The following is a 16,277-nucleotide window of genomic DNA, read 5'->3' on the forward strand; positions in this document are numbered from 1 at the left end:
AAAACTTAGGTTCTTGAAAAAAGGAAGGAAATACCCTTTTGTATAAATAGAATTAAAACTATTTAACCTTTTCTACTAATTGCTTAGGATGAAGGCCTAATCCCTCTTCTACAAGTTTTGTATCTCCATGTTGGATAAAATCATCTTCATACTCAAAAGAGATAAGATTTATACAAAGTTTTTCCCTATTTGCAAATTCCAAAATTGCGCTTCCTACGCCACCTTGTTTTTGAGAATCTGAGAAAACATACCACTTTTCATACTTTAAAGCAAGTTCTTTTAATAAATCTTCATCAAGAGGTTTTACAAATCTTAAATCTAAGATTGCAATATTTTCATCATGTAATTCTTCAGTTTGACAGGCTCTTGAAACTCCTGCTCCATAACCAATAAATAATTTATTTGAAGTTCCTTCTTTTAATAATTGAGCTTTCCCTAATTCAAATTTAGATGAAGGAAAATCAACTTTTCCAAAAGCACCCCTTGGATATCTTATTGCGCAAGGACTTGTGGCTTTATATGCAAACTCTAAAGAATAATTTAAAGTTTCATTATCTCTTGGAGCACATAAAATCATATTTGGAATAAATCTTAAAAATGAAATATCAAAAGCACCTTGGTGTGTTTCTCCATCATTTCCAACAATTCCAGCTCTGTCTATAGCAAAAACAACTGGAAGGTTCATTAATGATACATCATGAATAATTTGATCAAATCCTCTTTGTAAAAATGTTGAATAAATAGTAATAAAAGGTTTAAAACCTTCCTTTGCCATTGCAGCCATTGAAGTAACTGCATGCTGTTCAGCAATTGCAACATCCCAAAATCTTTCAGGAAATTTTTCAATAAGCTTGTCAATACCTGTTCCACTTGGCATTGCAGCTGTTACACCAACTACATTTTCATTTTTTGAGGCTAAATCAATTAAAGCATCTGCAAATACAGCTGTTGCAGATTTAGCTGATGATTTTTTAGTAAATTCTCCATCTTCAACATTAAATGGACCTACTCCATGCCAATGTTCATGTTGTCCTTCAGCTATTTTATAACCTTTTCCTTTTACTGTTCTTGCATGTACAATAACAGGTTTATTCATGTTTTTTGCAATTTCTAAAGTTTCAATTACTTCTTCTAAATTATGTCCATCTATTGGACCAATATAATCAATTCCCATTTCCTCGAAAATAATCCCAGGAGTGATTAGTTTCATTGCTTCTTCCATTCTTTTTGCAATATATGTAGTACCTTCTGGCATATTTTTTCTAATAAAAGAATCAACTTTCCCTTTAAAGTTCTGATAATATTTTCCAGCAAGAAGTTTTGATAAATATTTTGAAATTGCTCCAATTGGTTTAGCAATAGACATTTCATTATCATTCAATATTATTACAACAGGAAGTTTTAAATCACCTAATTCATTTAAAGCTTCATAAACCATACCTGCAGTCATAGAACCATCACCAATCATAACTACAGGCATTCTATCTTCATTTTTTAATTTTATTGATTTTGCAGCTCCAACAGCTAAAGAAATAGAGGTTGAACTATGTCCTGCAACAAAGTAGTCAGCATCATTTTCTTTAGGCTTTGTAAATCCACTTAAGCCTTTATACTGTCTAATTGTTTCAAACTCTTCCCATCTTCCATTTAAAAGTTTATGAGCATAACATTGATGAGATACATCATAAATGAAAGGGTCTTTTTTTACATCAAAAACTTTATGCATAGCTACAGTTAATTCTACTGCACCTAAAGTTGATGAAAAATGTCCACCCTTTCTTGATACGACATCTATAATTCGTTCTCTAATATCAGAACAAACTTCTTCTAATTCCTCTAAACTTTTATCTTCTAATTCCATAATATTTTATATATTCTCTTGCTTTTGTAAATCTTTAAAAACCTCATCTAAAGTATTAAATACTTTTGTATTTTGTTCTCTTGAACCTATAGTTATTCTTATAGCATTTAATCCATATCCTGTCAAGTCTCTAACAATAATACCTTTTTCAAGAAGTTTTTGAGCAACCTCCGATGAGATATAATCACTATCAAACTTAATAGTGATAAAATTTGTAAAACTTTCAATATAAGAAAAACCTCTTTTTTTAGCATACTCTTCATATCTTTTCATTTCACTAAAATTTAAAGCTATACATTCTTGAACAAATTCTTCATCTTTTAAAGCTTCAATTGCTGCTGCTAAAGATAAAGTACTAATATTAAAAGGAGGTCTTAGTTTATACATAGTTTTAATAATATTTATTTGCCCTATTCCATATCCAACTCTCATTCCACCCAAAGCATAAGCTTTTGAAAATGTTCCTAGATATACCGTATTTGGAAAGTGTTCTATTAAATCTGCTGGATCAATTGCTTTTTTAACATCTTTATATTTTGCATACTCTTGATATGCACCATCAACTATTACTAAAGTTTCTTTATCAATTTTTGCTAAAAATTTATATACTTCATCTTTATCTAAACATTCACCTAAAGGATTATTAGGTAAACATAAAAAGATAATATCAGCACCTTCTTTTTTATATAGTTCTTCAAACTGTGAAAGATTATGTTCATCATCTTTAGTTTTTAAAATTGTAGCACCTGCTTGTCTTCCATATATTTCATACATAGCAAATGTTGTTTTAGAAACAAGTATTTTAGAATTTTCATCACATTTTGCTTTTACTAAAAAATCAATTACTTGGTCACTACCTGAACCAATAATAAAATTTTCACTTGTTAAATTAAATTTTTTAGCTAATGCTTCTTTTAATTCATACATTGAATCATCTGGATACATAAACATATTTTTAGATAAGTTAGCAATTTTTTCAACTACTTTAGGTGATGTTCCATAAGGGTTTTCATTTGAAGCTAATTTTATAATATCTTTTGGATCAACCCCATAATCTCTTACTACTAATTCAATTGGTTTTCCTGCTTCATATATTTTACAATTATCTAATACTTTATTAAATTTCATTCTATTTTTCCTATAATTATATATCTTTTATCTCTTTTACATAAGAACCTAATACTTTTACAGTTTCTTTGTGTTTTTCAAGAACATCTTTAACATTATCATCTTTTTGGTGTCCATCAAAATCTATAAAAAAGATTGAATTACCTTCTACTATATGTGACTTAATTTTTGTTAAATTGATTCCTGCATTATTAAAATCTGTTAAAAATTCTACTAAAGAACCTTGCTTATCAGGAAGTTCTACTAATACTGAAGTTTTATCATTTCCACTTTGAGCATTCTCAAAATCACTAATTATAAAGAATCTAGTTTTGTTATTATCTTTATCTTCAATATTTTCAAAAAGAATTGGCAAATTATGTAATTTTGCTCCAACATGAGGACAAATTGCTGCACTAAAAGGTTCTTTCGAAGCTATTTTTGCAGCTTTTGTTGTAGATTCAATTGGTATTAATTCTACTTCATTAAGTCCAAAGTTTGTTAAAAACTTTCTACATTGTTCAAATGCAATATCTTTTGAATATATTCTTTTAATATTTTCTATTTTATCGCAAGTTGAAGCTAAAGTGTGATGAATATCTAAAACCACTTCTGCAACTATTTTTAAATTATACTCTTTTAAAGAATTTATTGTATCTGTTACAATACCATTTGAAGAGTTTTCAATAGGAACAACACCAAATTTTGCTTTTTTAGTATCAACTTCTCTAAAAATTCCTTTGATGGAAGATATTGAAATATATGAACTCATTGCACCAAATCTTCCTTCTGCTGCTTGATGAGTAAAACTTCCTTCAGGTCCTAAATAAGCTATATTTTCTGGTAATTCAAGATTTCTTGAAATTGCAAATATTTCTAAAAATAGTGCTTCTATAGCTGTTCTATTTAATTTTCCTTTATTTAAAGATTCAAGTCTATCTATAATAGCTTTTTCTCTTTCAGGTCTATAAATTGCTCCACCACTTTGAGCTTTTAAAAGTCCTACTTGATGAACTATTTCCATTCTTTCATTTACTAATTCTAATAATTTATTATCAATAGAATCTAATTTATCTCTTAATTCTTCTAAACCAGCTTCACTCATATTTTTCCTTTTTACTTTAGGTAATCTTCTTCTAAAGCAATAATATCTTCGAAAGTTTCTCTTTTTCTTATTAATCTATCTTGTCCATTTTCAACAGCAATTTCGGCAACTTTTCCTCTTGTATTATAGTTACTAGCCATTGTAAAACAGTATGCACCTGCTGAATAAATAGCAACTAAATCATTATGTTCTGTTTTTGGTAATTCAATATTTTTTGCAAAGAAATCTCCACTTTCACACACAGGACCAACTAAGTTGCAATCACTAAACTCTTTATTATCATTTAATACTTCAATTTTATGATAAGCATTATATAAAGCAGGTCTAATTAAATCATTCATTGCCCCATCTACAATTACAAACCTTTTTTCTCCATTTACTTTTTCATAAAGTACTTTTGTAATAAATACCCCTGAATTTCCAACTAAAAATCTTCCAGGCTCACAAACAACAGTAATATCAAGTCCAAATAAACACTCTAAAATAGCTTGGGCATATTCATTTGTATCAATTAACTTTTCATCATCATAAACAATTCCTAAGCCTCCACCAACATCAAAGAAAGATAATTCTATTTTGATTGCATTTAAATTTCTAACTAAATCAGCAACAATTTGAACTGACTCTTTTATAGGCTCAAGTTGTGTTAACTGAGAACCAATATGACAATGTATTCCAGTAGGTTCAAGATTTTCCGAGTTTTTACATTGAATATACATTCTTTTTGCTGTATCTATATCTACACCAAATTTATTTTCATGTAATCCAGTTGAAATATATGGATGTGTTTGAGGATCAATATTTGGATTAACTCTAATTGAAATTCTTGCAATTTTTCCTAATTCTTTTGCAATAAGTTCTACTCTATCAAGTTCTGCAGCACTTTCTACATTTATCATTAAAATACCAAGTTCTAAAGCTTCTTTTATTTCAGAATCAATTTTTCCAACACCTGAAAAAATAATCTTATATGGTTCAATTCCAACTTTTAAAGCTCTTTTAACTTCTCCTATAGAAACACAGTCTGCACCTGCACCAAGAGTTGCTAAATGCTTTATAACGCTTAAATTTGAGTTTGCTTTTACTGCATATGCAAGTAAAGATTTTCTTGCTTTAAATGCACTTTTTAATTCATTGTATTGCCCTGAAATATAATCAAAATCATACACATAATAAGGTGTTTGATATTTATTTGCTAACTCTTTGAAATTTATACTCATAATTTTCCTATACTTTTTTAAAATTTTAAATCTAAATTCTTAGGAATTTAAATTTAAAATTTTGTTTATTTTCACATAAGTAAGTTAGAAGTGTTAGATTTTATTCTGGACCAAGGCGGAAAGTAAATTTTAAGGAGGAGCTTACTTCTGTAAGTGAGTCTTTAAAATTTACTTGACAACGCAGGTATTGAGTAAAAGCTGACGCTTATAAGCTACTTATCTGTACCGTTCCATGCAATCCTTGGCTTACCATCTTCAAACTCAACTGCAGGCATCCCCATAAGATTATATCCACAATCTACATAATGAATTTCTCCCGTTACAGCAGAACTTAAATCACTTAATAAGTACATTCCTGAATTACCAACTTCATCAATAGTTACATTCTTTTTAAGTGGAGAATGGGCTTCATTCCATTTAAGCATAAATCTAAAATCACCAATTCCTGCAGCAGCTAAAGTTTTAATAGGTCCTGCTGAAATTGCATTTACTCTAATTCCATCTTTTCCTAAATCTTCTGCTAAATACTTAGTAGTCATTTCAAGTGCTGCTTTTGCAACTCCCATTAAATTATAGTTTGGAATATATTTTGCACCACCATAATAAGTCAAGGTTAATATTGATGAGTTTTCTGATAATAGAGGTTTCAATTCTCTAACTACTTCAATCAAAGAATAAACTGAAATATCCATTGCTATATCAAAAGCTTCTTTTGAAATGTCCATGAATCTTCCAGAAAGTCCTTCTTTAGGAGCAAAAGCAATTGAATGAACAATAAAATCAATTTGTCCTAAATCTTTTTCAATAGACTCTTTTAAAGCTTTTATTTCATCTGGATTTGATACATCACAAGGATATACATAATCAGCACTTCCAAACTCCTGTGCAATTGGTTCAACTCTTTTTTTCAAAGAATCATTTAAATAAGTAAATGCAATTTGTGCTCCTTGATCTGCACAAGCTTTTGCTATTCCATAAGCAATAGATTTGTTATTTGCAACACCTAAAATTACACCTTTTTTACCTTTCATTATCATCTTATAAATCCTTTGTATTTTCTATAATTTGTTTAAAATCATCAATATTCCAAGAAGCTGTTCCTATTAATGCTCCATCAACTCCATCAAGAGAACAAATTTCTTTTACATTATTTACTTTTACAGAACCACCATAAAGTAAAGGTTTATCAATTTTTTCTTTTATTACACTATGTACTGCTTTAATATCATCATTTGTTGCAGTTACACCTGTTCCTATAGCCCAAACTGGTTCATATGCTAAAATTAAATTTTCATAATTAACATCGATTCCAACAAATTGTTCATAAAGATACTCTAAAGTTTGTTCAATACCTTGTTCTTTTACTTCTAAAGGCTCTCCAATACAATAAACTATTTTATAATTTAAATCTTTGTAAAAGTTAAACTTTTTTGTGATTTCTTCTTGTGACTCTCCTAAAACATGTCTTCTTTCAGAATGCCCTATTAAAATTGTTTTAATATTAAATTCATCTAATTGTTCTGTTCCTATTTCACCTGTAAAAGAACCATTTTTTGTAGGATAGGCATTTTGAACGCCTATATTTAATGTGCTTAAAGTTTCAAAAGAGTTTAATGAAGTAGCTGTAGGGAAAACATATACTTCATTATCTATTTTTTTTTCTGTTAAAAAATCATTTAATTTAGCAATAAACTCTACTGTTGTTTCTCTTGTATGGTTTGTTTTAAAATTTGAAGCAATTATTGCCATTAATTAATCCTCTAAAACCAAAGCTTTAACACCTGGTAAAACTTTTCCTTCTATTAACTCTAAAGAAGCTCCACCACCTGTTGAAATAAAAGTCATGTCTTCTTCATCTCCTGTAACTCTTACTAAGTCAGCAGTATCTCCACCACCAACTACAGTCGTTGCATATGATTGAGCTACAGTATTTGAAATCCTAGTACTACCTTTTGCAAATTTTTCCATTTCATAAACACCCATTGGTCCATTCCATAAAATTGTATTTGCATCTCCTAAAGCAAGTCTAAATAATTGTGCTGTAGCAGGTCCAATATCAAGTCCCATCCAAGACTCAGGTATTTCTTGTGTAGTTACAAGTTTTGCCATTGCTTCTGCATCAAAAGCTTCTGCAGCGACTACATCTACAGGTAAATAAAGTTTTACACCTAATTGTCTTGCTTCTTCAAGTATTTTTAAAGCCTCAGGAATTAAATCATCTTCTACTAATGATTTTCCTACTTCATATCCTTGTGCTTTTAAGAAGGTAAAAGCCATACCTCCACCAATAAGTATTTTATCAACTTTAGTGATTAAATTATGTAAAACTTCAAGTTTTCCTGATACTTTTGAACCACCAACAATAGAAACAAAAGGTCTTTTTGGATTTTGTACAATATTATGAAAAAATTTAATTTCTTTCGCTAATAGAAATCCTGCAGCTTTATGTTTTATATCAAAGTACTCAGTTATAGCTTGAACCGATGCATGAGCTCTATGAGACACTCCAAAGGCATCATTTACATAAACATCAGCCATTGAAGCTAGTTTTTCAGCAAATTCTGGATCATTTTTCTTTTCACCAGAATGATATCTTAAATTTTCAAGAAGTAAAACTTCTCCTGCTTGTAAGTTTTTTGCTAATTCTAAAGTATCATCTTCTACTACATTTTTTGCAATTTTTATTTCTTGTTTTAATAAAGTATGTAACCTCTTTGCCACAGGTTTTAGAGAATATTTTTCATCACCTGGTTTTTCTGGTCTTCCAAAATGCGAAGCTAAAATAATAGAACAATCTCTATCAATACAATATCTAATAGTATTTAAAGCTGATTTTATTCTTCTATCATCTGTAATATTATTATATTCATCCATAGGAACATTAAAATCACATCTTATAAATACTTTTTTCCCATCAATATCGATATTTCTAATTTCTTGTAGTTTCATTCTTTTCCTTATTTATTTGCAACAAAAACTGCCATGTCAATAAGTCTAGAAGAGTATCCCCACTCATTGTCATACCAAGTCATTACCTTAATCATATCATCACCAATTACTTGAGTTAAATCACTTGCAACTATTGTAGAGTTTGTATTTCCTACTAAGTCTGAAGATACTAGCATATCATTATCAACTGCTACGATTCCTGCTAATTCTTTTGCTTTTGACTCAAGTAATGCATTTATTTCTTCTTTTGTAGTTTTTGTATTTACTACAAAGTTTACATCTACCATAGATACATTTGGTGTAGGAACTCTAACACTTTGTCCATGTAACTTCCCATCTAATTGTGGCATAATAAGTTTCATAGCTTTTGCAGCACCTGTTGATGTTGGTATCATATTTTGTGCACCAGCTCTAGCTCTTCTTTTATCTTTTTTATGTTTTACATCTAAAATATTTTGATCATTCGTATATGAGTGAATTGTAGTCATTAAACCTTTTTCTATACCATAAGCATCATCAATAATTTTTGCAATAGGTCCTAAACAATTTGTGGTACAAGAAGCATTTGAAATAATAGTTTGACCTTCGTAAGAAGCTTCATTTACACCTAATACAAATGTTGGAGTATCATCTTTTGCCGGAGCAGACATTACTACTTTTTTAGCTCCATTATCAATATGAACTTGACACTTTTCTTGAGTTAAATATGCACCTGTACATTCTAAAACTACTTCTGCACCGCACTCACTTGTAAAAGTTAACTCTTTTGCATCTCTAGTTGAATAAAGTTTTGCATTTATATTCCCCATTTTTAAAAAACCATTTTCTACTTTTACTTCACCATCAAATGTACCATGTACAGTATCATATTTTGTAATATATTCTAACATCTCAGGCGTTGCAGTATCATTTATAGCAACTAATTCCACATCTTCTCTTTGTGCAATAATTCTTGCGACACATCTTCCAATTCTTCCAAAACCATTAATTGCAACTTTAACAGCCATATCTACCCTTTTGTTTATTATATTTTGGTAGATATTTTATCCAAAAGTTGCTATAATAAAATTTAATTATAAATCAAAGGGAAAGAATAGGTGCAAATTGCTATTTTTGGTGGAAGTTTTGACCCACCACATATTGGTCATCAAACTATTGTAAAAAAAGCAATTAAAAAACTTGATATAGACCTATTAATTATTGTTCCTGCATTTTTAAATCCTTTAAAAGTCAAATCTTTTTTGAATGCAAAATCAAGATTTAACCTTTTAAAAAAATTATTTTCAAATAAAGAAAATATAAAAGTTTCAAAATATGAAATAAAACAAAACAGACCTGTTTATTCTATTGAAACGATTAAATATATAAAAAAGAAATATAATCCTTCAAAAATATATTTAATTATTGGTGCAGACAATTATAAAAATTTCCACTTATGGGATAGTTATAAAGAGATTAAAGAGCTTGTGACTTTAGTTGTTGTTACAAGAGAGGGTTATGATTTTAAAGTTGAGGAACAAGCTAAAAAATTAAAAGTAAATATCAAAATTAGTTCTACTGAATTAAGAAATACTTTTAAGATTGAATACATCCCTAAAAAGATTAGACATGAAGTAAAAAAAATCTGGAGAAAAAGAGGTAAAATTTGAACAAAAGAATAGAAGTAATTAAAAATGTACTAGAAGACAAAAAAGCTGAGAATATCGAAGTAATCGATTTAAAAGAAAAAGATTATATTGTTGATTATGTTGTAATTGCAACAACTTTAAATCCTAAACATGCATTTGCATTATTAAATCATTTAAAAACAGAACTTAAACCTTTAAATGAAGAGTTTTTAAGAGTAGATGAAAATGATGATTGGACAATCTGTGATTTAGGTGATATGTTTATTAATTTAATGAGTGAAAAAGCACGAGAAAAATACTCATTAGAAGATTTTCTTTCTGAAATAAAAGAAAGAAATTAAAAAAGAGTAAGAAATTTTTCTTACCCTTTTATTTACCTGTTAAAATTTTATTATAATTTCCTGCAGCATCTTTAGCCCCACCGGTATATCCAGTGATTAAAGCTATTCCAACTATTATTGCAAAAATTATTATAAACCATTTCATTTTACATAGTCTCCTTAGGGGTAATTCCTAATAAATTTAAACTTGTCTTAATAGAAAGAGAACAAAGACTTAATACTTTTAAGTACTTATCTTCATTTTCATTACCAACAATTTTGTATTCATTATAAAACCTATGTATTGAAGAAGCTAAAGAGTATAAATAATCAGTTATCTTTTGCATATCCCTTTTGTTAAAAGCTTCATTTAAAACATTAGGTAATAACAATGATTCATAAACCAAGTTTATACTATCATTATTTAAATCTTCATAAGAAATTTCAATTACATCTTCAAAAGATTTTTCTGCTTTTTTAAATACTTGATTAATTCTTGCATATGCATAATTAATATAAAATATAGGATTTGAACTATCTTGATTTTTTAATTTATCAATATCAAAATCTAAATGAGTATCACTCTTTTTTGTTAAAAAAACAAATCTTAGGGCGTCAGAACCTATTTCTTCAACAATATCAGACATTAAGATTACATTTCCTGCTCTTTTACTCATTTTATAAGGTTCTCCACCTTTTAGTAACTGAACCATTTGGGCAAGTAATACTTCTAGTTTTTTAGGATCATTTCCTAAAAACTCAATTGCTGCTTTAACTCTTGCAATATATCCGTGATGATCTGCACCCCAAATATTAATATATTTATCAAAATTTCTATCATATTTATTTTTATGATAAATAATATCACCTGCAAGATAAGTAGGTATTCCATTATCTCTTACAACAACTCTATCAATATCATCTCCTAATTCTGAAGATTTAATCCATAATTTGTCATCTTTTTCATAAAGTGAGCCATTTTTTTGTAATACTTCTTTTGTATCTTCCCAAGATGAGTAAAGAGACTTTTCACTAACATAATTGTCAAATACAATGCCTAAATCAGCCATATCTTTTTTGATTAATTCAAGAACTCTTTCTTTTGCAAAAAGTGCTAATTCCATTTGTCTTGATTCATCAGTAAAGATTTCACTTCCTAATTCTTTTTCAACTTCTTTAGCAATATCAAAAAGGTAATCACCTCTATAATATTTTTCAGGATATTCAACTTCTTGATTTAAAATAGTTTCTTGTCCTGCAAGGGCTAATGAAAGTCCTAATAAATCCATTTGTGCACCGGCATCATTTACATAATACTCAGTGATAATATCATAACCTAAATGTTTTCCAAGCCTAGATAAAGCGTCACCTGTTACGGCTCCTCTTGCATGTCCTATATGTAATGGTCCAGTCGGGTTTGCACTTACATATTCTAAAAGTATTTTTTCATTCTTTGAAGATTCTTTAGCAAAAGTATCTTCTGCCAATAAAGCCTTCTTAGATTCATCTTCTAAAAACTTTTTTGAAAGAGTAAAGTTAATAAACCCTTTTACAGCTTCAACTTTTTCAAAAATTCCAGAGTCTGAAAACTTTTGAGCTAATTCTTCAGCAATTATCATTGGTGATTTTCTAAACTCTTTTGCTAAAGAAAAAGCAACAGGTGTTGCAAAGTGACCTAAAGATATATCCTTAGGTTTTTCTAAAACAATCTCTTTTTCTAAAACTTTTTCTATATGATTTTTAACTACAGTTTGCAATATTCACTCACACTAAACAGTTTTATTTTCGTTTTTTGGTTCTTCAACTTTAGCTTCTTCTTTTTTTTCTATTTCTTCATTTTTATCAGTTGAAGCTACTTCTTCATCGTCTTTAACAGCTTTTTTGAAGTTTTTAATTCCACTTCCTAAACCTTTAGCAAGTTCTGGTATTTTTTTACCTCCAAAAAGTAAAAGTACTACTAGAGCGATTAAAACCCATTCCATACCACCTGGCATACCCATGTTAAATCCTTAATGTATAATTTTGAGATATTATATCTTTTTGAAGCTTAAAAAAAATGAGAAAGGGCACTCCTTATTAGAAGCTAAAAGGAGTGCAAAAAAATCAAAAAACTTTAGTCTAAAATTTATAATTTAATGAAATAGTGAAACTTCTTTCAGCTCCCCATGTGCTACCACTTGTATTTAACACATATTCTTCATCAAATAGATTATTAATATTAAGATTCACATTAATATCTTTATTTAATTTATATTTTGCCATTATATTTACCAATGTATATGATTCTTGTCTATTTAAACTTTTTGCAAGCCCTGTTGAAGAAGAATTATAAATTTCACTCTGCCAATTTATACCACCACCAAGAGTCAATTTATTATAATTATAACTAGTAAATATTTTAAATGTTTGTTTTGGGTGAGCAGTATTTAAAGGTTCTCCCTCTTCATCTTGAGCATCTGTGTAAGTATATCCACCTGAAATATTCCATTGAGGTAAAATTTGACCACTAACTATTAAATCCCAACCTTTTACTTCTGCTCCATCAATACTTTTATAAGCCTGTCCACCATCTGGTGTTAGATTTGAACCATCTGCAACAGCTTTATTATCTTGATTCGTTATAAAATATGCAATACTTGCATTTAATAAACCATCATAAAATTCTGATTTTAAACCAAATTCTAGGCTATTTCCTTCTTCTGGATCTAAGTAAGTACCATTTTCATCTTTTCTTGTGCTAGGATTAAATATTGAAGTATAACTTGTATAAGTAGAAAAGTTTTCATTTATATCATAAACTAATCCTATATATGGTGTAAATTCACCATTATATTTTTGTGATTGTTCACTTGCAGTTCCTTTATTGTTTATTCTTTCCCAATTACTTATTCTACTTCCAACTATTAAGTTTAATGGATCAATCAATTGAAAGTTTATTGCAGCAAATGCCCCTATTTGTTTTTCATCTACTTCTGATCTTCCATTTTGGACTATAGCTGTTCTATTTGCAACACTTCCATTCCAGCCATTTATATCAACGGTATCCATAACTCTTCCATAAGATGGATCATCTGACTTTATACTATAACCATTTACTCCAAAAGATAAAGTATGCTCTTTTTCAAAAGTAGTGAAAGTACCACTTGTATATAAATCAATTGAATGAGTATCAGGAGTACTTTCATATCTACCCGAAGTTACAGACATTTTTCCTGTAGTATATGAAATATTACCCGAACCAGCAACTCCATATACTCTATCACTTTTTGCTTTTGTATAAGAATAGTTTGCTATACCTTTCCAATCATTATTAAAATGATGCTCTATACCTAAAAATAAATTTAATTTTTCAGTATCACTATATGTATAATCTCCTGCAGCATTATCATATCTTCCGAAAGTAGTTTGTTTTTGTACTGGATTATCTTTTGTTATTAAAGGAAATCCATGTGCCGTTGCATTATCAATATTTGTTTTTTGATAAGTTAATCCTGAAGTTAAAAGTGTATTATCTGATAAATCATAATCTAAAGCACCATAAATTAAACTATTTTCTTGATGATATCTATCTTGCTGATTATCACCTTCACCATATGAAGCTACTAACCTTCCCCTTAAACTTTTATCTTCATTTAATCCACCTGAAATATCAATTGTTCCCTTATAAGTATCCCAACTTCCATAAGAAATTTTTGCATTTCCTTGAAACTCTTTTGTAGGTTTTTTTCTTACATAATTTATACTAGCACTTGGATTACCACTACCATTTGTAAGGCCTGTAGAACCTTTTATTATTTCTACTTTTTCATAAACTGCAGAATCTTCTAAACCTAAGAAATCTCCACCCCTTCCAAAATTTGTTTCTGAAATAGGAATACCATCTCTTAAAACATTTGTTATTTCAAATCCTCTTGCATAATAAGAAGTATATCCAGCACCTAGTTGTCCATACTGAGTTGAAACAACACCTGGAGTTTGTAATAAAATATCATTTACATTTTGAAGATTTTGGTCTTCAATTTGTTTACTAGTAATTACTGAAATAGATTGTGGAGTTTCTTTTAAACTTAAGTTCATTTTTGTTGAACCTGAAGAGTTTTTGATAGTATAAGAATTTTTAAATTTATCACTATCATCAATTACATCAACAACACCTAAATTATTACTACTTGTAGAGATCTTTTTTTCTCGTATTATTATAGTTTTGTCTTTAATAATTCCTTCTAAATTGGTATCTTTCAATACTTCTTTTAATACATTTTCAAGACCATCTATATTTTGTAAAGCAGGTGCTTTTTTACCTTCTAGTAATCTTCCATCCACCATGTAAGTCATATTTGCTTTTTTTGAGATTTGTTTAATTGCCTCTTCTAAAGAACTATTTTCTATAGTAAATTCATTTGCAAGTAATGAACTACAAAGTGCTATAGAAAGAGAAGAAGCCATTAATATTTTTCTTAACTTCACTATTTTTCCTTTTAGTATGATTTTGAGAATTATTCTCTATAATAGAAGTCGTAAAAAGTTCTAATTACTGACAAAATTATGATTTTTTTTCTAAAATTTTTATCTTATTTTTATTTTTCTCTATTTTAAGAGGATAAATTAAAGGCAAGTATTCCAAAAACTTATCAATACCATATAAACTAAATTCTCCTGTTATAGGGTAAATATTTGAAGAATTAAGATTTACATCTATTTCTTTATTAGTATATTTTGAAAACTCTTTTATAGCATTAGTTAAAGAGGTTTGATTGAAAACTACTTTTTCATCTTTCCAGTTTGCTATTTTAGACAAAGAAACCTTCTTCATACTATTAACTTTTCCAAAATTTGAAATATCTAAGATATCTCCTTTCTCTAAATGCGTTATTATTTTTGAGTATTCATCTTCCCCATATCTAATTGCTACAGCACCTTCGAGTACTGAAATATTTACTTTCTCTTTTTCTTTTGATACTTCAAATTTTGTTCCAACAACATGAACTATAATAGAATTATTTCTTACTAAAAAAGGTCTATCTTTATTTGAACTTACTTTAAATAAAACTCTCCCCTCTTCTAAAAATACTTCTCTTTTCTCATCTGAAAAAGCTACTTTTATCTTAGTTTTTGCATCAAGAAGAATTTTTGATTTATCAGGTAATTTCAATTTTTGTATTTTATTTTCAGTAAAAAACTCTTGAGTATATATTTCTTTTGGTTTAAATAAAAAAACAAAGGTTATGAGAATACATGCTGCTAAAGGTATTAATATTTTTATATTTTTAAAAGCTCTTGCTCTTTTTAGTTCTTGTTTTGTTTTCTCAGAAAGTTTTTCTTTCTCTTTAGAAGACAAAGAAAAAATTTTATTTCGAAACTCTTTTTCCTCTTCAAAGATTTGTTTATGTTCTAAAGAGGTGTTTAGCCAAGAAAGAAATTCTTCATTTGAGTAAAGTTCTAAACCTTCTTGCTCAGAACTTAACCAATGTCTAGCTTCTTCTAAAATCAATTTTTTATTCAAAACTTTCTTCCTCATTTTTACTTAGGTTTTCTTTTAATTGATTACTAGCTCTTGCTATATGTTGTTCTACTGCATTAAAAGATATATTCATTATCTCAGCTACTTCTTGTCTTGAATAACCATCAATCATATGTAAGGTAAAAGCCTGTCTTCTTTTTTTGGGGAGTTTATCAATTTCTTCCATAAGTTGACTTCTTTGTTCAGCTTCTATTATTTGATTTTCTATAGTATTTTCTTCTTGGAAAAACTCTTCTTCATTAAAAGCTATTTTATCAATTCTATTTTTTTCTCTATATAAATCAACCATAATATTTTTGGCAATTCTATATAATAAAGCTCTTTCATTTTCAATATTCTTGGAATCTGCTTTTTTAATAACTCTGGCAAATGCTTCTTGAGTAATATCTTCAGCTAAATCTCTGTCAAAAACAGATTTCTTGATATATATATAAATTTCTTTATAGTATTTTTTAATCATAAGTGGACAAGCTCTCATTAAACATAATGAGAATTATAATCATTAATTATAAAAATAGAGCTTAAAAGTAGAATAATATATTTTTATTACAAGTTTATAAAGAGAC

At 28.4% G+C, this 16,277-nt stretch carries 15 protein-coding genes; 2 read left to right on the forward strand and 13 right to left on the reverse strand.

The window, feature by feature from the left end; genetic code table 11:
* Positions 1-58: 58 nt before the first annotated feature.
* From dxs to gap, 8 genes are all read right to left on the reverse strand, one after another.
* The gene (gene dxs / locus CP965_RS06290) at positions 59-1,861 is read right to left on the reverse strand and encodes a 1-deoxy-D-xylulose-5-phosphate synthase (protein ID WP_129061230.1); all 1,803 of its coding nucleotides are present in this window, start codon (positions 1,859-1,861) and stop codon (positions 59-61) included.
* Positions 1,862-1,867: 6 nt separating this feature from the next.
* Positions 1,868-2,989, reverse strand: coding sequence for a histidinol-phosphate transaminase (gene hisC / locus CP965_RS06295; RefSeq protein ID WP_129061231.1), 1,122 nt, complete (start codon positions 2,987-2,989; stop codon positions 1,868-1,870).
* A 16-nt stretch (positions 2,990-3,005) separates the two neighbouring features.
* Complete coding sequence (pheA, locus tag CP965_RS06300) at positions 3,006-4,073, reverse strand: prephenate dehydratase (RefSeq protein WP_129061232.1); 1,068 nt, start codon at positions 4,071-4,073, stop codon at positions 3,006-3,008.
* An 11-nt stretch (positions 4,074-4,084) separates the two neighbouring features.
* The gene (gene lysA, locus CP965_RS06305; protein ID WP_129061233.1) at positions 4,085-5,293 is read right to left on the reverse strand and encodes a diaminopimelate decarboxylase; all 1,209 of its coding nucleotides are present in this window, start codon (positions 5,291-5,293) and stop codon (positions 4,085-4,087) included.
* Between the two features lie 212 nt (positions 5,294-5,505).
* Entirely contained in the window at positions 5,506-6,330 is an 825-nt protein-coding gene (gene fabI / locus CP965_RS06310) for an enoyl-ACP reductase FabI (protein ID WP_129061234.1), read from the reverse strand.
* A gap of 1 nt (position 6,331) precedes the next feature.
* Complete coding sequence (locus CP965_RS06315) at positions 6,332-7,042, reverse strand: triose-phosphate isomerase (protein ID WP_129061235.1); 711 nt, start codon at positions 7,040-7,042, stop codon at positions 6,332-6,334.
* A 3-nt stretch (positions 7,043-7,045) separates the two neighbouring features.
* A complete protein-coding gene (locus tag CP965_RS06320; protein WP_129061236.1) occupies positions 7,046-8,242 on the reverse strand; it encodes a phosphoglycerate kinase in 1,197 nt (398 codons plus the stop codon).
* Positions 8,243-8,250: 8 nt separating this feature from the next.
* Positions 8,251-9,249 (reverse strand): type I glyceraldehyde-3-phosphate dehydrogenase, encoded by a 999-nt coding sequence (gene gap / locus CP965_RS06325; protein ID WP_129061237.1) that lies wholly within the window; start codon positions 9,247-9,249, stop codon positions 8,251-8,253.
* Positions 9,250-9,339: 90 nt separating this feature from the next.
* On the opposite strand from gap, the gene nadD reads away from it, so the two are divergent.
* Positions 9,340-9,891 (forward strand): nicotinate (nicotinamide) nucleotide adenylyltransferase, encoded by a 552-nt coding sequence (gene nadD / locus CP965_RS06330; RefSeq protein ID WP_129061238.1) that lies wholly within the window; start codon positions 9,340-9,342, stop codon positions 9,889-9,891.
* Positions 9,888-10,211 carry a ribosome silencing factor gene (rsfS, locus tag CP965_RS06335; protein ID WP_129061239.1) on the forward strand — a complete coding sequence of 108 codons (324 nt, stop codon included), beginning with the start codon at positions 9,888-9,890 and terminating at the stop codon, positions 10,209-10,211. The genes nadD and rsfS overlap by 4 nt, the downstream gene beginning before the upstream one ends.
* Before the next feature lie 146 nt (positions 10,212-10,357).
* Here rsfS and argS read toward each other — a convergent pair whose 3' ends face one another.
* From argS to CP965_RS06360, 5 genes are all read right to left on the reverse strand, one after another.
* Positions 10,358-11,947, reverse strand: a complete 1,590-nt coding sequence (gene argS / locus CP965_RS06340) for an arginine--tRNA ligase (RefSeq protein ID WP_129061240.1) — start codon at positions 11,945-11,947, stop codon at positions 10,358-10,360.
* Between the two features lie 12 nt (positions 11,948-11,959).
* Entirely contained in the window at positions 11,960-12,190 is a 231-nt protein-coding gene (gene tatA / locus CP965_RS06345; RefSeq protein WP_129061241.1) for a twin-arginine translocase TatA/TatE family subunit, read from the reverse strand.
* Between the two features lie 118 nt (positions 12,191-12,308).
* Positions 12,309-14,657, reverse strand: coding sequence for a TonB-dependent siderophore receptor (locus CP965_RS06350; RefSeq protein ID WP_228712683.1), 2,349 nt, complete (start codon positions 14,655-14,657; stop codon positions 12,309-12,311).
* A 76-nt stretch (positions 14,658-14,733) separates the two neighbouring features.
* Positions 14,734-15,693 (reverse strand): FecR family protein, encoded by a 960-nt coding sequence (locus tag CP965_RS06355; protein WP_206732261.1) that lies wholly within the window; start codon positions 15,691-15,693, stop codon positions 14,734-14,736.
* Positions 15,686-16,171: an RNA polymerase sigma factor gene (locus CP965_RS06360; RefSeq protein WP_206732262.1), complete on the reverse strand. Its 486-nt coding sequence runs from the start codon at positions 16,169-16,171 to the stop codon at positions 15,686-15,688. The genes CP965_RS06355 and CP965_RS06360 overlap by 8 nt, the downstream gene beginning before the upstream one ends.
* Between the last annotated feature and the right edge of the window lie 106 nt (positions 16,172-16,277).

The sequence above is a fragment of the Halarcobacter mediterraneus genome (genome assembly GCF_004116625.1).
Classification (GTDB): domain Bacteria; phylum Campylobacterota; class Campylobacteria; order Campylobacterales; family Arcobacteraceae; genus Halarcobacter; species Halarcobacter mediterraneus.

Coding starts and splice junctions, on each gene's coding strand:
- CP965_RS06320 (WP_129061236.1), bottom strand. CDS start 8,242: ATGAAACTACAAGAAATTAGAAATATCGATATTGATGGGAAAAAAGTA.
- tatA (WP_129061241.1), bottom strand. CDS start 12,190: ATGGGTATGCCAGGTGGTATGGAATGGGTTTTAATCGCTCTAGTAGTA.
- fabI (WP_129061234.1), bottom strand. CDS start 6,330: ATGATAATGAAAGGTAAAAAAGGTGTAATTTTAGGTGTTGCAAATAAC.
- gap (WP_129061237.1), bottom strand. CDS start 9,249: ATGGCTGTTAAAGTTGCAATTAATGGTTTTGGAAGAATTGGAAGATGT.
- CP965_RS06315 (WP_129061235.1), bottom strand. CDS start 7,042: ATGGCAATAATTGCTTCAAATTTTAAAACAAACCATACAAGAGAAACA.
- lysA (WP_129061233.1), bottom strand. CDS start 5,293: ATGAGTATAAATTTCAAAGAGTTAGCAAATAAATATCAAACACCTTAT.
- pheA (WP_129061232.1), bottom strand. CDS start 4,073: ATGAGTGAAGCTGGTTTAGAAGAATTAAGAGATAAATTAGATTCTATT.
- dxs (WP_129061230.1), bottom strand. CDS start 1,861: ATGGAATTAGAAGATAAAAGTTTAGAGGAATTAGAAGAAGTTTGTTCT.
- CP965_RS06360 (WP_206732262.1), bottom strand. CDS start 16,171: ATGATTAAAAAATACTATAAAGAAATTTATATATATATCAAGAAATCT.
- hisC (WP_129061231.1), bottom strand. CDS start 2,989: ATGAAATTTAATAAAGTATTAGATAATTGTAAAATATATGAAGCAGGA.